Below are 18,780 nucleotides of genomic sequence, written 5' to 3' on the forward strand. Positions count from 1 at the left end.
GCAATATGATCTGGCGTTCGAGAGGATGAACGTTCATTTCGCCGGAAGCGGCGCCGAAAGGCTGATCTTGTCCGTCTTGTCGCCTTTCGGCCGCTCGGCCGGCATCTGGTCGCCGGTGACGATGTAATAGATGGTCTCGGCGATATTGGTCGCATGATCGCCGATGCGCTCGATGTTCTTGGCGCAGAACAGAAGATGCGTGCAGGGCGTGATGTTGCGCGGATCTTCCATCATGTAGGTCAGCAATTCGCGAAACAGCGACGTGTACATGGCATCGATCTGATCATCACGGTCGCGCACGAAGCCGATCTTGTCGACCGAGCGCGATGCGTAGACGTCGAGAACTTCCTTGAGCTGGGTCAGCGCCAGATTGGCCAGGGCCTCCAGGCCGCGAAACAGGCTGGTCGGCTGGCGGCCGTCGGTGACGGCGACCACCCGCTTGGCGACGTTCTTGCCGAGGTCGCCGACCCGTTCTAGGTCAGCCGAAATGCGGATGGCGCCGACGATCTCGCGCAGGTCCGTCGCCATCGGCTGGCGCTTGGCGATGATGATGATCGCCTTGTCGTCGATTTCGCGCTGTCCCTCATCCAGCACTGCATCGTCGTTAATGACCTTCTGGGCCAGCCCTGGATCGGCATTGACGAGGGCGGCGACCGCCTGTTCGACCATGCGCTCGGCATGGCCGCCCATCGCCGCAATGCGCTTCGACAGATATTTCAGCTCCTCGTCAAAGGCGCTCATTATGTGCACGGACTGCATGGATGAAATGCCTTCCCACGGGTTCTTGAGTCGTTTCCTCGAATCCCCGCTGATACGCTAGCCGGATGACAGAAAAAAGAAATGCTTCCAGGGGAAACTAGGGCACTATCAGTGCGTCGGCAAATGAACCGAGAAGGCGGCGCCCTTACCGACCTCGGATTTGATCGTCAGCCTGGCATTGTGGCGCGTCAGGATGTGCTTGACGATGGACAGGCCAAGGCCCGTGCCTTTCTGGGTCCGGCTGGTCTCGACATCGATGCGGTAGAAGCGCTCGGTGATGCGCGGAATGTGCTCCTCGGGAATGCCGGGACCGAAATCCCGGATGGTGACGTCGATGCCGGGTTCGGAACCGTCATCGGCGCGCGCGATCGACACCACGACACGGCCGCCCGACTGGCCGTATTTGCAGGCGTTTTCCAGCAAATTCTCGAAAACCTGGAACAGCTCGTCGCGATCGCCCGGCACATTAAGGGGTCCCTTGGCGAAATCACGCTCGATGACGACGCTGTTTTCGTGGGCAAGCGGGGCCAGTGAATCGATCACGCTGTCGACGGTCTGGCGCAGGTCAACCTCGGTTCCGGGCTTCAGATAGGGCTTCATCTCCAGCCGGGACAATGACAGCAGGTCATCGATCAGGCGCGCCATGCGGCCGGTCTGGTTCTGCATGATCTGCAGGAATTGCTCGCGCGCCGCCGGATCGTTGCGGGCCGGTCCGCGCAGCGTTTCGATGAAACCGGCGATCGAGGCGAGCGGGGTGCGCAATTCGTGGCTGGCATTGGCGATGAAATCGGCGCGCATGCGGTCGATCCTGCGCGTTTCGCTCTGGTCCTTGAACACCAGCACATAGAGGTCGGTGCCGTGCCCGACCGAGGACGCGCTGACCCGGTAGGCCCGTTCGACCGGCAGCTTTTCGGTATAGTCGACGACATCGGAGGCGATCGTGCCCGACAGCACGCTGTCGAGCAGCGTCTGCATTTCCGGCGCCCGGAATTTCAGCGGCAGCGACAGGCCCGGTGCGATGCCGCCAAAAGCGGCAAAGGCGGCGGCGTTGGCATGGACGATGGTGGCGGAGCGGTCGAAAATGATCAGCGGATCGGCGACGGCCGCCGCCAGATATTCGCCCGACAGGCGCTGCAGGCCGCTCGCCTCGATTGCGGCGGCATTCTCGCCGGACTGGCGCAGGCCTGCGGCCGGCAGCATCGCAGCGACAAGCAACAGGAGCAGCGCCGGCACCAGCACGTAGGCGGAAATATCGGCAAAAGCAAAAGCTGTCAGAACCGCGACGACACCGGCCACAAGCAGCCAGCGGCTGTTCCACAGCCGGATGGCCATGGCTTGCGCCACACTTGCCTGCTCTGCGCTTTGCTCAGCCATCCGCGCGTCCTATAGCCCTCTCGGGCGCTGTCCGGCCGTATGGCAACTTCCTGCTAGACCGGCATGGAGGCTCCCAATAGCATGAGTCCGTAAGCTGGAAAGGGTTCGTCTCGATGAAAAAGGCCAAGGAAAATCCCGCAACACCGGCGTCAGGTCCGCTGAAGATCAGGATCGACGGCAAGGAGCGGGAGTTCGACATCGAGAATCCCGAGCTCCCGGACTGGGTCGAGGACAACAAGCTGACCGCGGGCGGCTACCCCTACGACAAGAAGATGAACAGCGACGACTATGACGAGACGCTCGAGAAATTGCAGATCGAGCTGGTGAAGGCGCAGGCATGGCTGCAGGCGACCGGCAAGCGGGTGATGGCGCTGTTCGAGGGCCGCGACGCCGCCGGCAAGGGCGGCACGATCTTCGTGGTGCACCAGTATCTCAACCCGCGCACGGCGCGCAACGTGGCGCTGACCAAGCCGACCCCGCCCGAGCTGGGACAATGGTACTACCAGCGTTATGTCGACCATTTCCCGACGTCGGGCGAATTCGTCACCTTCGACCGCTCCTGGTACAACCGCGCCGGCGTCGAGCCGGTGATGGGCTTCTGCACGCCCGAACAGCACGAGAAGTTTCTCGACGAGACGCCGCATTTCGAACGGATGATCGTCAACGACGATATCCATTTCTTCAAATTCTGGCTGAACATCGGCCGGGAAACGCAGCTCGAGCGTTTTCACGATCGCCGCTACAGCCCGCTGAAGAGCTGGAAGTTCTCGCCGATCGATGTCGCCGGCATCACCAAATGGGACGCTTACACCAAGGCGCGCGACACCATGTTCGAGCGCACCCACAAGGCGTTCGCGCCATGGATCATCGTGCGGGCCAATGACAAGCGCCGCGCGCGGTTGGCGGTGATGCGGCGCATCCTGTTGTCGGTACCCTATGAGGGGCGCGATCTCGATATCATCGGCAAGGAAGACAAGAAGATCATCGACGAGGGGCCGTCATTCCTCGGCAAGGAAGGCTAGGCCTTCCCGCGCCGCCGGCCACCGGGCAGCGCGGCGCGTGGCTTCTTGACGCGGTTGCTCAGGCCGCGAGCCGGGCGATCCGCTGCAGGCGCCGCAGCGTGGTGTCGTCCTGCAACGCCTGCTGGAACAGCGATATCTCCTGGTCGATGCGGTCGCACAGCGCGCCGGTGTTGCCCTTGAGCAGGCCGCGGGTCTGCAGCAGGGCGGCAACCGGCTTCTTGGCGAGCTGCCTGGCGCGGCCGAGTGTCGCTTCCTCCACGCCGTCATGCACGATCTCGGCGACGAGGCCTAGTGCCCTGGCGTCCTCGGCGTGGAGCGTGTCGCCGAGACAGAAGAAGCGGAAGGCGCCGGCATAGCCGAGCTTCTGCGGCGCCAGGATGCTGGTCGCCGCATCCGGCACAAGGCCGAAATCGACGAACGGCACCCGGAACGTGCTTTCATTCGAGGCGATCACCATATCGCAATGGAACAGGATGGTGCAGCCGACACCGACGGCATCGCCGTCGACGCAGGCGAGGATGGGCTTGGGGAATGTCGCCAGCGTGCGGAACATGTCGGTGACGGCGGCGATCAGCTTCTGGTGCTTGGTGGCGTCGAGGAATTCGGAAAAGTCGCCGCCGAGGCAGAAGCAGCCTGCCAGGCCACGCAGCACGACGACACGGACCTCGTCATTGTCGGCGGCTTCATGGAACGTCCTGGCAAGGCTTTCATAGGCCCTTCTGTCGAGCACCGGCCGGCCGTCACTCGACGACACGGTGACGATCAGCGTGTGGTTGCGCAGTTCCGGTTGCGGGTGCGGGTTCATGGCGGTCTCCAACCTCATGACGCCCTCCTTTGGCCGAACATGTCGGGATATCCCCGGGCCAGGACGGGAGCGTGGTGGTTGCGGCGCGAACGCACAACGTCCAGCGTGTGCTCATTGAAGGAGAGCAGGGTCGCCACGACCTGCTGATTGCCATAGGTGCGCTGATAGCCCAACGGCGTCGCCAGGAAATGCAGCTGCAGGGCGCGCAGCACCCACATCGGCTCGAACTCGATGATCACCTTGTCGACACCGCGCTTCAGCCCCCACTCGACGAAGCCGGCGATCAATTCGGTTCCGACGGTCGAGACGCCGCGACGACCATCGCGAAAGCCGGGAGCCACCGCGTAGCGGGTCAATTCCCAGATGTTGGGGCCCGATGGTGGCGTTCCTTCGGAAAGGTCAGCCAAGACCTCCGTCAGCAGATGGGGCCGCGTGGTCGGCAACATCCGTTGATAGCCCGCGACTTCGTTGCCTCTGATGACGATCTGATGCACCGCCTCGTCATGGTCGAACTGGTCGACCTCGAATCCGTCCGGCCGCCGCAGGTCCTCCCACCCCATCTCCTCGACAAATATCTGGTAGCGTAGACGATGGACGGCCTCCCAAAGGTCGGGACGTTCCATCAATTCCTGAGTTGTAAGACAAAAAAGCATGCCGTCGTCTCCTGGGTTTAAGAGGAAGATACGGCCGTGCCTCAACGAGAAAATTGCGTGATCACGTAGGCAAGAAGTTCTAGGTCGGCACGGCCGACCTAACTAATGTAGCCGCGCCTTATCGCTTCGGCGACGGCTTGGACCCGGTTGACGGCACCGAGTTTGCTTTTGGCGTTAAGAAGATGTTTCTCCGACGTGTGTTCGGAGATGCCGAGGATTTGCGAAATCTCCCATTCCGACTTGCCGACGGCGGCCCATTGCAGGCATTCGCGCTCGCGCGGAGTCAGTTCTATATGGTCGATGGTCTTGGTCGCCATGGTGTGGATTTGCATGGCGCGGCCAACGGCATAGGTCGAGACCAGCGACACAAGGCCGAACTCGGCCGCCGACAGCTGCACGGCCTCGCCTCCCAGCGACACCATGACGATCTGGCCATCGAGCGTGATCAGCGGGAAGGCCAGCCCGTCGCGCAGCTTGAAGGCGCCGGCATCGCCCATCACCTCATCGCTGCTCTTGTCGAAGCTGATGCCCTGGGCGGCCTCGCGCCACTGGAACGGCGCCTGCAGCTGCTTCATGTGGCTGACCACCGGATCGTGATCGACATAGTTGCGCGCCACGTAGCGCTCCAGCCATTCGACGGGCCAGTCGCAAAGCAGCACATGCTGCTTTTGCTGCCCACTCGGTGTACCTGGCTGCGGAACGGTTCCCGCCATCAGCGCGGTCAGGCCGAAATCCGACGTTATGCCCAAAAGTTTCTCGCAGACCGCCGCCGCCGTTCCGGCATGCTGCAGTTGGTCTATGTATTCCAGCGTGCGATCGAATTGACCCATCGCAACATTAACCCCATGTTGCCTCATGCATTGAGATCGATGGTCCATGCGTTGTCTGCATTTGGCCACCGACCACGGATTGCAACGCGCACATTCTCGGTTGTGGTTCTCGACCCTGGTCCCCCAACCAGGGCAGCCACCGCTGTTTGCAAACGTGCTAAAGCATAGCCTGAAATTGGCGCGTTGAAATCAAAAACCATTGTGCCTGTCCCATTTTCGTACCAAAACCGGTGCGAACACGAGGGCGGCGGAGTTCTATCGTGGCGTTCCAATGGAGGTTCCTGGTCCTGGCGTCGCTGCTGATCGCGGCACTGCCATTGGCTCCTGGGGCGCGCGCGGCCGAACCGCAGGTACCGGTATTATGGGACGCCAAGGAGCGGTTGCCGAAGCCCGACCTCTCGGCACTGCCACGGCTGCGATTCCTGACGACCACGGATTTTCCGCCCTTCAATTTCCTCGACGGCGCGGGAAAACTGTCCGGTTTCCACATCGATCTGGCGCGCGCCATCTGCGCCGAACTCGGCATTGCCGACAAATGCCAGATCCAGGCATTGCCCTGGGGCGAGCTTGAAGGGGCCCTCGAGAAAGGCGAAGGCGAAGCGATCATCGCCGGCATCGCCGCGACGCCGCAATCGCGCCAGACATACGCCTTCTCGCGCTCCTATCTGCAGTTTCCGGCGCGCTTCATCACGCCGAAGAACAAGGCACTTGCCGAACCGGTCTTCGACAAGCTGCGCAGCAAGCGCGTCGGCGTTCTCGCCGGCTCGGCGCATGAGCGCATGCTGCGCGACTATTTCAGCACGGTCCAAATCGTCTCCTTCGACGGACCGGAAGCCCTCTACAGCGATCTCAAGGCGGGCAAGATCGATGCGGCCTTCGGTGACGGCATGCGTTTCGCCTTCTGGCTGGGCGGCTCGGATGCAGCCGGGTGCTGCCGTTTTGCCGGCGGTCCTTATCTGGCGCCCGAATATCTGGGCACGGGCATGGCTATCGCCACACGGACGGACAATCCGGCGCTGGCCGCCGCGATCGATTACGCGCTGCAGGAGATCTCGATGAAAGGCACCTTCGCCGAATTCTACCTGCGCTACTTCCCGGTCAGCTTTTTCTGATTCCAGAGCACGGCCCAGCGTTTGTTGAGATTCAGGTCAGGGTGCGCAGCCGCGCCTTTGCCGCGCGGCCGATGGCGGCGACGGTCAGCGTGTCGAGATCGAGCTTGCGGCGGATCAACTGCAGCACCCGGACTTCCTCCATGCGCATTTCGAGATCTACGGCGGCCACTTCGAAGGCGGCGGCATAGGCGGTGTCGCGCAGGCGCTCCGGCAGGGCTTCGGCAATTTGGGCCAGGACACCCTCGAGGCCATCCTTTTCCTGCAGCAGCTTCTGACAAGCCTGGGCGACGGGAACCAGGCGATCCTGCTTGAAATCCTCGAACACCGGCCATGAGCGGACAACGTCGCCGATCCGGGCCAGTTCGACATCGGTCATGTCGCGGTCGGAGGCCGAGGTGATGACCATCAGGTAGATCAGGGCTTCATGTGGGGTCGGCGACGGCATTCTTTACTCCTTGAACGGGTTTCGAAGGTAGGAACGGGGGTCGAAGGTCGCAAGGAAAAAGCGCCCCACGCGTTGACGCTCCGGCCATGCGCGCCTAGAGGACCGGTTGAAAATCGACACTGCGACCATGCTGGCGAATGATCTGGCCGGCGAACAATTTGGAAAACACGACCATGGCGGGATCAAACACAATCGATCTCAACCCCGAACTGCTGGCGGCAGCGGCCGAGAGCAAGGCATGGCCGTTCGAGGAAGCCAAAAAGATCATCGAGCGCCACAAAGGCAGCGACTTTCCCGAAACGATCCTGTTCGAGACCGGCTATGGCCCGTCGGGCCTGCCGCATATCGGCACGTTCGGCGAGGTGGCGCGCACCTCGATGGTGCGCCATGCGTTCCGCGTGCTGACACAGGACAAGGTCGCCACCAAGCTGCTGTGCTTCTCCGACGACATGGACGGAATGCGCAAGATACCCGACAACGTGCCGGATCGCGCGGCACTCGAGCCGCATCTGCACAAGCCGCTGTCTTCGGTCCCCAATCCGTTCGGCGGCGACTATGCGAGCTTCGCCGACCACAACAATGCGATGCTCTGCCGCTTCCTCGACACGTTCGGCTTCGACTACGAATTCGCCAGCGCGACGCAGTACTACAAGTCAGGCCGTTTCGACGCGATGCTTCTGCGCGCCGCCGAGCGCTACGACAAGATCATGGCGGTGATGCTGCCGACGCTCGGGCCGGAGCGGCAGGCGACCTACAGCCCGTTCCTGCCGATTTCCCCGAAGAGCGGCCGTGTGCTTTACGTGCCGATGAAGCATGTCGACGCCAAGGCCGGCACCATCACCTTCGACGATGAAGGCACCGAGACCACGCTTTCGATCACCGGCGGCCGGGTGAAACTGCAGTGGAAGCCGGATTTCGGCATGCGCTGGGCAGCGCTTGGCGTCGATTTCGAGATGTTCGGCAAGGACCACCAGACCAACGCGGTGGTCTATGACCGCATCTGCAACATCCTGGGCGGGCGCGCGCCGGAGCATTTCGTCTACGAGCTGTTCCTCGACGAAAACGGCCAGAAGATCTCGAAGTCGAAGGGCAACGGCCTGACCATCGACGAATGGCTGACCTATGCGCCGACCGAAAGTCTCGGGCTCTACATGTACCAGCGGCCGCGGCAGGCCAAGAAGCTCTATTTCGACGTCATTCCGAGGGCGGTGGACGAGTATTACACCTTCCTGGGCGCCTACCCCAGGCAGGACTGGAAGGAGCGGCTGGGCAATCCGGTCTGGCACATGCATGACGGCAATCCGCCTGATATCGACATGCCGGTGCCATTCTCGCTGCTGCTCAACCTGGTGAGCGCCTCCAATGCGCAGAACAAGGACGTGCTGTGGGGCTTCATCTCGCGCCATACGCAAGGCGTGACGCCAAAGACGCATCCCGAACTCGACCAGCTGGTCGGCCACGCCATCCGCTATTTCGACGATTTCGTGCGGCCGACGAAGACCTTCCGTGCGGCCGACGAAGTCGAGCGCGACGCGCTCGAGGCCCTGGACGCGGCACTTGGTGCATTGCCGGCGGATGCCGGCGGCGAAGCGATCCAGAACGCTTCGCTCAACGTGGCGCGCAAGATCGAACGCTACCAGGATCATTCCAAGCAGAGCCCTGAGGGCGGCCCGGGCGTTTCGGGCGCCTTCTTCCAGATGATCTACCAGGTGCTCATCGGCCAGGAGCGCGGTCCGCGCTTCGGCTCGTTCGCCGCGCTCTACGGCGTCGCCGAGACCCGCGCGCTCATTCAGCAGGCGCTGGCTGGTCAGCTGGCTTGAGGACGCCGTCGACCTCTTCCAGGATCGAGCCCGGCGCCTGAGGCGCCGGGGCTGGCACGGGCGGAATCGCTGATATGCCGGCCAGGTTCGGCGCCGACCCGAAAATGCCCTTCTTCGCGCCTTGCGCCTTTTCACCGGCCGCGACATAGGGTCCGCCCTTGGCGGCACGCGCCCAGCCATTGTCGACCAGCCATTGGCCGACGTCCTGCTTGCCGATCCGGCATTCCGCCGCGATGCGGTCGCGGCCGCCTTCGGGCGGCACCGTGCAGACCACGGCACGGCCGCGCAGGAAAGCGCGGAACGCCGTGCGCGCACGGATGCCGCACGGCCAGGACTTGCCGTCGGTGGTGCAGGTCTCGTCCTGCCCGACGACATCGACGCCGGAGATCGCGACCGAATAGCCTTTCGCCTCGATCAGGCCGGCGGCTGTCGCGACCGGCTGGAACAGCTTGGTGCCATTCCAGTCATCGGGCATCTTCGGCTTGGGCGGCATGGCCAGCGCCAGCTTGCTCAGCGGCTGGCGCGGCTCGACCCGCTCGAGTTCCCCGGCGCGCAGTTCCGGCGGCGCGACGACGTCCGGATCGATCGCCCGCGAATGCACCGCCGGCTTTGGCGGTGGCGGAACGGCCGGCGCGGGAATGGCTGAGGTGGCCGGCTCGTCAGACCCGGCATCGGTGCCGGCCTGAGAGATCGTGTCCACGCCGGGATCGATCTGATCCACCGCGACGGTGCCTTGGCTTCCCCTCAGCGCGCGGCCGCCGGCGACGACCAGGGCCGCCATCACCGGGATCATCAGAACCGCCACAATGAGATGGGGTACCCGCACCAGCCCGACCTACTGGCTTGCCCAGACAATCCGCGCCACCCATTCGACCTCGCGCATGGGAATGTCGCGGTCGGGATGATCGGGATTGAGTGAGACCAGCGCGATCGACTTGACGGTCTGGCGCTCGAGCACCTTGGCCATCACCTCGCCCGATGTGGTCTTGACGACGACGCGATCGCCCTTGCGGGTGATGGCTCCCGGCTCGACGATGAGGACGTCGCCATTGCGATAGAGCGGCAGCATGGAATCGCCTTGCACCTGCAGCGCATAGGAGCTTTCGGTCGATTGCGCCGGCAGTTCGACCAGATCCCAGCCCTGCCCGGCCGGAAAGCCGGCATCGTCGAAGAAGCCGCCGGCGCCGGCCTGGGCAAAGCCGAGCAGCGGCACGGAACGCCTGTAGGCGGGCGCGGCGCCCATGCGGCCTTCGATCAGCCCGGTGAATTCGTCGAGCGAGGCACCCGTCGCCTCGATGATCTTGGCCAGTGATTCGGTCGAGGGCCAGCGCGGCCGGCCATCCGAGGACAGGCGCTTCGACTTGTTGAAGGCGGTCGAATCGAGGCCCGCGCGCCTCGCCAGACCTGACGCCGAAAGCGAATAGCGCTCGGCAAGAGCATCGATGGCGGCCCAGACGCGGTCGTGCGAGAGCATGTCGTGCTCTCCTTCCAGACAGGAAAAAATGCCTCTCCTGTCTAACGCGCATTCGCCGCCATGTCCACCGGGCGCAGGTAGTGTCTTAGTTTGCGGAGCGGCAATGGCGAGAGGGGCGCGCCTAGCGCTTCCAGCGGCTTTCCGCCTCCTTCTTCGCGATCTCGGCGCGCCGCTCTGGCGTCATATTCTCGGCGCGCTTCTTGCCACCCTTCGAATCAAGCTCTTTGGCGGCGGCGCTCTTGCCGTCGACCTGCAGATCGTCGGCTTCCTCGCCGGTAGCAATGCGCATGACGCGGACGGCATCGCCGATCACATCGGCGGGGCGCTTTTGACCTTTCGGTCCGGTCGGTATCTTCTACTGCCCAACTACCGACGCCGCTGGCCGTCCCGACGTGATAGGATCGGCGTGACGTAGAACGATCCTCCACACGCCATCCTCCCGCCGGAAAATAGTGGTGGTCCGAAGCGCAATCGGCACCAGTTTATCGGCGCCGCCAACCTTGGATCGGACCCGCTCGATCTCCATGATATAGCCCAAGTCTGCCGTCGCGTACTCGGCGATTCGCTCAAAGCCGATGACCTCGCCATCCCGGTAGTTGGTGGCAGCTCGATCCATGGTCTCAGCAGCCTTTGTCCATCCCCTGGCCGGCGGACCGAACGGGTTCGCGATTATCACGTCATCGCGTCGCGAATACAGGCTTTTCAGGGGCTCAGGATCGCCCTTAACAAAAGCACTCACGGCCAGATGATCCTGTTCGATGACATTCGTTAGGTCGGAGGACAACATTCCAATGCCCATCAAATTTGGCTTTCGCAAACAAAATCATACCGCATCGGAAGGGCAAGAGCGAGCAGCGCGTAAAGGCCGCCGGATTTCAAACTGAGACACTACCCGGGCGCAACTGGCGGATCGCTAACAAAACTGCGTGCCGCCCCCAGACGGCGCGCCCTTGGCCGCGCGAAGGGCGCGGTTTCAGCGGTCGGACATCGATGGTCGGAGATCAGCCTATCCGGCCGCAGGCCCTGATGGGAAGTTATGAACATCCGCTCGGCCACGGCTGCGTGCCGTGGCCATCATGCGCAAAATGAACGTGCTATGGCGTCCCCTTGTGTGTCGGCCAGTCTTTGTGTTTCGGCCGGCGTCAGGCGGCCTGTTTCACGTCGCCCTTGGCGTAGGGATCGAAGCGCTGGTAGAAGGTTTCGCCCTTTTCGGCCATGTCGAGTAGCAGCTTGGGCGCCTTGAACTCGGCGCCGTATTTCTTCCGCAGGCCCTTGGCGATCTTGACGAACTGCTTGGCGCCGATGCCGTCGATATAGGACAGCGCACCGCCAGTGTAGGGCGCGAAGCCGAAGGCCAGGATCGAGCCCACATCGGCCTCGCGCGGATCGGTGACGATGCCTTCCTCCATCACCCGCGCCGCTTCCAGCGCGATGGTGACCAACAGCCGTTGCTGCAGCTCCTCGTAATCGACCTTCTCGGGTGCAAGCTGCGGATAGAGGTCCTTCAGCCCCGGCCACAGCTTCTTCTTGGCCGGCTTGGCCGGATAATCGTAGAAACCCTTGCCGTTCTTGCGGCCGAAGCGGCCATGGTCGTCGACCATGGTGTTGATCAGCGCCATCTGCTTCGGGTCGACGGCCTTGTCCCCGAGATCCCTGATGGTCTGCTTCATGATCTTCTGGGCAAGGTCGATCGCCGTCTCGTCGGTCAGCGCCAAGGGACCGACCGGCATGCCGGCGGCCTTCGCCGCATTCTCGATCATCGGCGCGGGCACGCCCTCGATCAGCATCTTGTAGGCTTCCGACATGTAGCGCAGCACGCAGCGGTTGACGTAGAAGCCGCGCGTGTCGTTGACGACGATCGGTGTCTTCTTGATGGCTCGGACAAAGTCGATCGCGGTGGCGAGCGCCTTGTCGCCGGTCTTCTTGCCCAAAATGATCTCGACCAGCATCATCTTGTCGACCGGCGAGAAGAAGTGGATGCCGACAAAACTCTTCGGGCGCGCCGAATTCTTCGCCAGCGAGGTGATCGGAATGGTCGAGGTGTTCGACGCGAAGATCGCGGACGACTTCAGCACGGCTTCCGCCTGTTCGGTGGCGGCCTTCTTGACGGCCGAATCCTCGAACACCGCCTCGACCACCAAGTCGCAACCGGCAAGATCGGCATAGTCGGCTGTCGGCGTGATCAGCGACAGGAGCTTGTCCTTCTCCTCCGGCTTGGCGCGGCCCTTCTTGACCTGATCCGAGACCAGGCTGTCCGAATGCGCCTTGCCCTTTTCGGCCGACTCCATGTCGCGGTCGAGCAGCACCACCGGAATGCCGGCCTTGGCCGTGACATAGGCGATACCGGCGCCCATGAAGCCGGCGCCGAGAATGCCGATCTTCTTGAACTTGGTTTCCGGCACGCCGTCCGGACGGCGGGCACCCTTGTTCAGTTCCTGCAGCGACACGAACAGCGAGCGGATCATCGCCACCGCTTCCCTGGTCTGCATGATCTCGGTGAAATAGCGCTGTTCGATCCTGAGCGCGGTGTCGAACGGCACCAGCAGGCCTTCATAGACGCATTTCAGGATGGCGGCGGCGGCCGGATAATTGCCATAGGTTTCGCGGCGCAGGATGGCGATGGCCGGCGGCCACAGATTGAAGCCGGCCGGCGAATAGATCTGACCGCCAGGCAGCTTGAAGCCCTTCTCGTCCCAGGGCTGGACGGCTTTCAGTCCGTTCCTGATCATGGCCTTTGCCGTCTCGACCAGCTTGGCCGGCTCGGCGATCTCGTGGATCAGGCCCATGGCCTTCGCCTTCTGCGGCGAGAGACTCTGGCCGGAGGTCAGCATCTGCAGCGCCTGCTGCTGATCGGTCAGCCGCGGCACGCGCTGGGTGCCGCCGGCACCGGGGAAGATGCCGACCTTGACTTCCGGCAAGGCCATCTTGACCTTGTCTGAATCAGCGGCGACGCGACCGTGGCAGGCCAGCGACAACTCGAAGGCGCCGCCCATGCAGGTGCCGTTGATCGCCGATACCCAGGGCTTGCCCGATGTTTCGAGCTTGCGCCACAGACCGCCCATGCGACCGGCATTGTCGAACAGGAGCTTTGCCGCCTTCTCCGGATCCTTGGTCTTTTCCCTGGCGAACACGGCAAGCATCTTCTGCAGCATGGTCAGATCAGCGCCGCCGGAGAAGCTGTCCTTGCCCGAGGTGATCACCGCACCCTTGATGCTGGCGTCGGCCACCACCTGGTCGATGATCTTGTCGAGTTCGCCCATCACCTCCTCGGTGAACACGTTCATCGAGCGATCCGGCATGTTCCAAGTGACGAGCGCAATGCCGTCAGCGTCGGTGTCGAGGGTGAAATTGATGTAGCTCATTGTTTCTCTCCCGTCAGACGCGTTCGATGATCGTTGCGGTGCCCATGCCGGCGCCGATGCACAGCGTCACCAGCGCAGTGTTCAGATCGCGGCGCTCGAGTTCGTCCAGCACCGTGCCGAAGATCATCGCGCCGGTGGCGCCGAGCGGATGGCCCATGGCGATGGCGCCGCCATTGACGTTGATCTTGTCGTGCGGGATGTCGAAGGCTTGCATGTAGCGCAGCACCACCGAGGCGAAGGCCTCGTTGAGCTCGAACAGGTCGATGTCGGACAGCTTCATCTTGGCGCGCTTCAGGAGCTTCTCGGTGACATCGACCGGGCCGGTCAGCATCAGCACCGGTTCGGAGCCGATGTTGGCGAAGGTGCGGATGCGCGCGCGGGGTTTGAGACCCATCGCCTTGCCGGCCTTCTTCGAGCCGAGCAGCACGGCCGCCGCGCCATCGACGATGCCGGACGAGTTGCCGGCGTGGTGGACGTGGTTGACCTCTTCCACCTCGGGGTGCTTCTGCACCGCGACCGCATCGAAGCCGCCCATTTCGCCGGGCATGACGAAGGACGGGTTGAGCGAGGCCAGCGACTGCATGTCGGTCGAAGGCCGCATGTGCTCGTCATGGTCCAGTATAGTCAAGCCGTTCTGGTCCTTGATCGGGATCACCGAATTCTTGAAGCGGCCGTCGGACCAGGATTTGGCGGCCCGCTTCTGGCTTTCGACCGCATAGGCGTCGACGTCGTCACGGGAAAAACCGTATTTGGTGGCGATCAGATCGGCCGAGATGCCTTGCGGCACGAACCAGCCGGGCAGACCGACCGAAGGATCCATGAACCAGGCGCCGCCGGAGGCACCCATGCCGACGCGCGACATGGATTCGACACCACCGGCGATGACGATCTCGTCGGCGCCGTGCGCAATCTTGGCGGCGCCGAAATTGATGGCGTCGAGACCGGAGGCGCAGAAGCGCGAGATTTGCATGCCAGGCGCCTTGGTGTCGTAGCCGGCCTCGAAGGCGGCGGCGCGCGGAATGACCGAACCCGCTTCGCCGACCGGATCGACGCAGCCGAAGATGATGTCGTCGACGGTGCCGGTGTCCAGCCCGTTGCGGTCGCGCAGCGCTTCCAGCGTCTTGGCGGCAAGCCGCACCGCCGGCACTTCATGCAGCGATCCATCCTTCTTGCCCTTGCCGCGCGGCGTGCGCACGGCGTCATAGACGTAAGCTTCGGCCATTTTCGTGCTCCTTGGGTTTGCCGGTCGCCGCTCTCAGAGCGAGCGTCCGATCAGCAATTTCATGATCTCGTTGGTGCCGCCGTAGATGCGCTGGACGCGGGCGTCGCGGAACATGCGGGCGATCGGATATTCATTCATGTAGCCATAGCCGCCGTGCAGTTGAAGGCATTCGTCGACGACTTTTCCCTGCAGGTCGCTCAGCCAGTATTTGGCCATCGAGGCCGTCACCGGATCGAGGCCGCCATTGATGTGGCGGGTGACGCAGTCATTGTAGAAGACGCGGCCGATCGTCGCCTCGGTCTTGAGCTCGGCCAGCTTGAACTGGGTGTTCTGGAAATCGATGATCGCCTTGCCGAAGGCCTTGCGTTCCTTGACGTAGTCGATGGTCAACGCCAGCGCCCGCTCGATCATGGCAATGGCGCCTGTGCCGATCTGCAGCCGCTCCTGCGGCAATTGCTGCATCAGCTGGATGAAGCCCTGCCCTTCTTCGTGGCCGAGCAGGTTCGAGGTCGGGACGCGCACGTCGTTGAAGAACAGTTCCGACGTGTCGTTGGCCTTCAGGCCTATCTTGTCGAGGTTGCGGCCGCGCTCAAAACCTTCGACTTCGTCGGTCTCGACGACAATCAGCGAGGTGCCCTTGGCGCCCTTTTCCGGATCGGTCTTGGTGACGACGATGATGAAGTTGGCCAGCTGGCCGTTGGTGATGAAGGTCTTGGAACCATTGATCCTGTACTGGTTGCCGTCCTTCTCGGCCCGTGTCTTGACGCCTTGCAGGTCGGAACCGGCGCCCGGCTCGGTCATCGCGATGGCGCCGATCAGCTCGCCGGTGGCGAGCTTCGGCAGCCATTTCTTCTTCTGCTCTTCCGAACCGTAGTGAAGGATGTAAGGGGCGACGATCGAATTGTGCAGGCCGATGCCAAAACCGTCGACGCCGACATGGCCGATCGCCTCGATGATGGCGCTCTCATGCGCGAAGGTGCCGCCGGAACCGCCATATTCCTCCGGCATCGAGGCGCAGAGCAGGCCGGCGGCGCCGGCCTTGCGCCAGCTCTCGCGGTCGACCATCTCGTTCCTCTCGAACTCGTCGTAGCGCGGCGCGATTTCCTCGGACATGAACCGGGTTGCCATGTCGTAGAGCATGCCGACCTCGTCCGCCGCCCAGGCGGGCTTGGGAAGGCCAAGTATTTCGGCGGGGCTGGTCATGTGGATATGGTACTCCTCCCAGAGCGCATAGTCAGCGTTGAGGCCGGCGCACGTCACGCTGGCCTCAACCGACCCTTCCCCCGAAGGAGAGGGCAACCATCTTTAGAACGCTTCCGCAGGCAGGGCCATCAGCGTGTCCGCGCCGCTCGAAATACGAGCGAGATGGGCCGACGTCTCCGGCATGATCCGCTCCATGAAGAAGCGCGCCGTTACCACCTTGTTGTCGTAGAAGGACTGGGTGCCGTTGGCGCCGGTCTTGCCCTGAGCTGCCTTGGCCATCTGCGCCCACATGTAGCCCAGTGCAACAAGGCCGAAGAGATGCATATAGTCGGTCGAGGCCGCGCCGGCATTGTCGGGCTTGGCCATGCCGTTCTGCACCAGCCACATGGTCGCCGCCTGCAGATCGTTCAGGCCCTTCTTCAACCCCTTGGTGAAGGGCGCCATCTTCTCGTCGGCGCGGTTCTCCTCGCAGAATTCGCCGACCTCCTTGAAGAAGGCCTGGATGGCGCGGCCGCCATTCAGGCCGAGCTTGCGGCCGACGAGGTCGAGCGCCTGGATGCCGTTGGCGCCTTCATAGATCATGGCGATGCGGGCATCGCGCACGAACTGGCTCATGCCGTGCTCTTCGATATAGCCGTGACCGCCGAACACCTGCTGCGCCATGACGGCGTGATCGAAGCCCTTATCGGTGAGCACGCCCTTGACCACCGGCGTCATCAGGCCGGTGTAGTCGTCGGCCGCCTGGCGGTCCTTGTCGTCGGCGGAGCGATGCGCGATGTCGGACTTGATCGCCGTCCACAGCGCCAGCGCACGGCCGGCCTCGTTGAAGGCCTTCATGGTCATCAGCGAGCGGCGGATGTCAGGATGGACCATGATCGGGTCGGCCTTCTTGTCCGGCGCCTTGGCGCCTGAGAGCGAACGGCCCTGCAAGCGGTCCTTGGCGTAGGCAACGGCGTTCTGGTAGGCGATCTCCGACAGCGAAAGCCCTTGCAGGCCGACGCCGAGGCGGGCCTCGTTCATCATCGTGAACATCGCCTTGAGGCCGCCATTCTCCTCACCGAGCAGCGTGCCTTCGGCCTCGTCATAGTTCATGACGCAAGTCGAATTGCCGTGGATGCCCATCTTCTCCTCGATCGAGCCACAGGAGAGCGTGTTGCGTTCGCCCGGATTGCCCGCAGCATCGAGCTTGAGCTTCGGCACGATGAACAGCGAGATACCCTTGACGCCTTCCGGCGCGCCCTCGATGCGGGCCAGCACCAGATGGACGATGTTGTCCGACATGTCGTGTTCGCCGGCCGAGATGAAAATCTTCTGGCCCGAGATTTTGTAGGTGCCGTCGCCGTTCGGCACCGCCTTGGTGCGCAGCAGGCCGAGATCGGTGCCGCAATGCGGTTCGGTCAGGTTCATGGTGCCGGTCCAGGAACCCTCGACCATCTTCGGCAGCCATTTGGCCTTCTGCTCGTCGGTGCCGTGGGTGATGATCGCCGCGATGGCGCCCTGGGTCAGACCCGGATACATCATCAGCGACATGTTGGCCGAGACCATGTATTCGGCGACGGCGGTGTGCACGGCATAGGGCAGGCCCTGGCCGCCAAACTCGACCGGCGCCGCCAGCCCCATCCAGCCGCCTTCGCGGTACTGGTCGAAGGCCTCCTTGAAGCCTTTGGGCGTGGTCACCGAGCCGTCGTCGTGACGCACGCAGCCTTCCATGTCGCCGACGCGGTTGAGCGGATGCATGACGTTTTCGGCGAGCTTGGCACCTTCGGCCAGGATCGCTTCCAACACGTCTGGCGTCGCGTCGGCAAATCCGGGAACGTTCGAATAGCGCTGATAACCCAGCACCTCGTTGAGCACGAACAGCGTATCCTGGACCGGCGCCCTGTATGTCGGCATGCTTTTTCTCCACCCTGCGGACCTGGTCCGAAGCTCCCGAATTGATGTCGGGGCGGCATGCGGACCCGTGTTGAAGCCGGGATAGCAAAAATTGACGTTTGCGTAAACGTCAATTCTTGCTATGCGACAAGATTTCCCGCCTAACCCAGCTTGGTGAAGCTAGCGGCGCGACGTCACCCAGGCCAGCGCCGAAGGAACCAGTCAGGCAGATGCAGGCAACGAAAAAGCCGCGCGGCAGAGCCACGCGGCTTTGATGGTCGAGGCTCCGACGGAGTCGGAACCTGTAGATTGCTTCAGCTCGCGACGCTTGCCTGCGGCGCCGTGCGCTCGGCCAACATCTGGCGCACCGCCGACATCGAGCCGGAGAGCTCGTTGATGGCGTCGTCGATCAGCGCCCGCTGCTTCTGCAGGCGGGCGAGCTGCTTCTCCGACTTGTCCAGCGCCAGCCGCAGCTGCTTGGTGTTGGAACCGGTCGGATCGTAGAGATCCATCATCTGCTTGACGTCGCGCAGCGAGAACCCGACCTTGCGGCCGAGCAGGATCAGCTTCAGCCGGGCCTTGTCGCGGCGCGTGTAGAGACGGGTGGAGCCGTCGCGCTGGGGGTTGAGCAGGCCCTTGTCTTCGTAGAAACGCAGCGTGCGCAGCGTCACGCCGTATTTCTTGGCCATTTCGCCGATGCGGGAGAGGTCCTCGCCGGCTTCGACAGATACATTATTGGTATTGGCCGCGGTCTCGCCGGCCGAGATAAGCTTCATGGTCACTGGCTTTCCCCGTCTGGTGGCGCCGCGGTCCTGGACCATGCGTCG

Annotated in this window: 18 protein-coding genes; 3 read left to right on the forward strand and 15 right to left on the reverse strand. The window is 63.1% G+C overall.

Features of this window, described 5'->3' with window-relative positions:
- Positions 1 to 33 precede the first annotated feature (33 nt).
- Positions 34 to 759, reverse strand: coding sequence for a phosphate signaling complex protein PhoU (gene phoU, locus FJ546_RS03750; RefSeq protein ID WP_095771886.1), 726 nt, complete (start codon positions 757 to 759; stop codon positions 34 to 36).
- Positions 760 to 867: 108 nt separating this feature from the next.
- Positions 868 to 2,133 (reverse strand): ATP-binding protein, encoded by a 1,266-nt coding sequence (locus FJ546_RS03755; protein WP_140888140.1) that lies wholly within the window; start codon positions 2,131 to 2,133, stop codon positions 868 to 870.
- 113 nt (positions 2,134 to 2,246) lie between these two features.
- Here FJ546_RS03755 and ppk2 point away from each other — a divergent pair, with 113 nt between their 5' ends.
- Positions 2,247 to 3,155: a polyphosphate kinase 2 gene (gene ppk2 / locus FJ546_RS03760; protein ID WP_140888141.1), complete on the forward strand. Its 909-nt coding sequence runs from the start codon at positions 2,247 to 2,249 to the stop codon at positions 3,153 to 3,155.
- 58 nt (positions 3,156 to 3,213) lie between these two features.
- Here the strand turns inward: ppk2 and FJ546_RS03765 are convergent, their stop codons facing one another.
- The 3 genes from FJ546_RS03765 to FJ546_RS03775 all read right to left on the reverse strand — a co-directional run bounded on the left by FJ546_RS03765 (position 3,214) and on the right by FJ546_RS03775 (position 5,443).
- The gene (locus FJ546_RS03765) at positions 3,214 to 3,978 is read right to left on the reverse strand and encodes an enoyl-CoA hydratase-related protein (protein WP_246686739.1); all 765 of its coding nucleotides are present in this window, start codon (positions 3,976 to 3,978) and stop codon (positions 3,214 to 3,216) included.
- Positions 3,975 to 4,613 (reverse strand): acyl-homoserine-lactone synthase, encoded by a 639-nt coding sequence (locus FJ546_RS03770; RefSeq protein WP_095771883.1) that lies wholly within the window; start codon positions 4,611 to 4,613, stop codon positions 3,975 to 3,977. The genes FJ546_RS03765 and FJ546_RS03770 overlap by 4 nt, the downstream gene beginning before the upstream one ends.
- A gap of 98 nt (positions 4,614 to 4,711) precedes the next feature.
- On the reverse strand, positions 4,712 to 5,443 hold the full coding sequence (locus FJ546_RS03775; protein ID WP_140888142.1) for a LuxR family transcriptional regulator: 732 nt from the start codon (positions 5,441 to 5,443) through the stop codon (positions 4,712 to 4,714).
- 260 nt (positions 5,444 to 5,703) lie between these two features.
- Here FJ546_RS03775 and FJ546_RS03780 point away from each other — a divergent pair, with 260 nt between their 5' ends.
- Complete coding sequence (locus FJ546_RS03780; protein ID WP_140888143.1) at positions 5,704 to 6,555, forward strand: transporter substrate-binding domain-containing protein; 852 nt, start codon at positions 5,704 to 5,706, stop codon at positions 6,553 to 6,555.
- 31 nt (positions 6,556 to 6,586) lie between these two features.
- Here the strand turns inward: FJ546_RS03780 and FJ546_RS03785 are convergent, their stop codons facing one another.
- Positions 6,587 to 7,000, reverse strand: a complete 414-nt coding sequence (locus FJ546_RS03785; RefSeq protein WP_140888144.1) for a tellurite resistance TerB family protein — start codon at positions 6,998 to 7,000, stop codon at positions 6,587 to 6,589.
- A gap of 173 nt (positions 7,001 to 7,173) precedes the next feature.
- Here FJ546_RS03785 and FJ546_RS03790 point away from each other — a divergent pair, with 173 nt between their 5' ends.
- Positions 7,174 to 8,820 carry a lysine--tRNA ligase gene (locus FJ546_RS03790; protein WP_140888145.1) on the forward strand — a complete coding sequence of 549 codons (1,647 nt, stop codon included), beginning with the start codon at positions 7,174 to 7,176 and terminating at the stop codon, positions 8,818 to 8,820.
- On the opposite strand, the gene FJ546_RS03795 is transcribed toward FJ546_RS03790, so the two are convergent.
- The 9 genes from FJ546_RS03795 to FJ546_RS03835 form a co-directional block, all read right to left on the reverse strand.
- A complete protein-coding gene (locus FJ546_RS03795) occupies positions 8,786 to 9,646 on the reverse strand; it encodes a thermonuclease family protein (RefSeq protein WP_348641955.1) in 861 nt (286 codons plus the stop codon). The two genes, FJ546_RS03790 and FJ546_RS03795, sit on opposite strands and share 35 nt — an antisense overlap.
- Before the next feature lie 9 nt (positions 9,647 to 9,655).
- Positions 9,656 to 10,294, reverse strand: a complete 639-nt coding sequence (locus FJ546_RS03800; RefSeq protein WP_140888147.1) for a helix-turn-helix transcriptional regulator — start codon at positions 10,292 to 10,294, stop codon at positions 9,656 to 9,658.
- Positions 10,295 to 10,415: 121 nt separating this feature from the next.
- Complete coding sequence (locus FJ546_RS03805; RefSeq protein ID WP_246686740.1) at positions 10,416 to 10,583, reverse strand: RNA-binding protein; 168 nt, start codon at positions 10,581 to 10,583, stop codon at positions 10,416 to 10,418.
- 66 nt (positions 10,584 to 10,649) lie between these two features.
- A complete protein-coding gene (locus tag FJ546_RS03810; protein WP_181167814.1) occupies positions 10,650 to 11,081 on the reverse strand; it encodes a nuclear transport factor 2 family protein in 432 nt (143 codons plus the stop codon).
- A 355-nt stretch (positions 11,082 to 11,436) separates the two neighbouring features.
- On the reverse strand, positions 11,437 to 13,656 hold the full coding sequence (locus FJ546_RS03815) for a 3-hydroxyacyl-CoA dehydrogenase NAD-binding domain-containing protein (protein ID WP_140888150.1): 2,220 nt from the start codon (positions 13,654 to 13,656) through the stop codon (positions 11,437 to 11,439).
- A gap of 13 nt (positions 13,657 to 13,669) precedes the next feature.
- Complete coding sequence (locus FJ546_RS03820) at positions 13,670 to 14,878, reverse strand: acetyl-CoA C-acetyltransferase (RefSeq protein WP_140888151.1); 1,209 nt, start codon at positions 14,876 to 14,878, stop codon at positions 13,670 to 13,672.
- Positions 14,879 to 14,911: 33 nt separating this feature from the next.
- Positions 14,912 to 16,081 (reverse strand): acyl-CoA dehydrogenase family protein, encoded by a 1,170-nt coding sequence (locus tag FJ546_RS03825; protein WP_140888500.1) that lies wholly within the window; start codon positions 16,079 to 16,081, stop codon positions 14,912 to 14,914.
- A 102-nt stretch (positions 16,082 to 16,183) separates the two neighbouring features.
- The gene (locus FJ546_RS03830; RefSeq protein ID WP_140888152.1) at positions 16,184 to 17,974 is read right to left on the reverse strand and encodes an acyl-CoA dehydrogenase; all 1,791 of its coding nucleotides are present in this window, start codon (positions 17,972 to 17,974) and stop codon (positions 16,184 to 16,186) included.
- Between the two features lie 293 nt (positions 17,975 to 18,267).
- The gene (locus tag FJ546_RS03835; protein ID WP_140888501.1) at positions 18,268 to 18,729 is read right to left on the reverse strand and encodes a MerR family DNA-binding transcriptional regulator; all 462 of its coding nucleotides are present in this window, start codon (positions 18,727 to 18,729) and stop codon (positions 18,268 to 18,270) included.
- Positions 18,730 to 18,780: the final 51 nt, after the last annotated feature.

The organism is Mesorhizobium sp. B2-4-19, from assembly GCF_006441315.1.
In the GTDB taxonomy this organism is placed as follows: Bacteria; Pseudomonadota; Alphaproteobacteria; order Rhizobiales; family Rhizobiaceae; genus Mesorhizobium.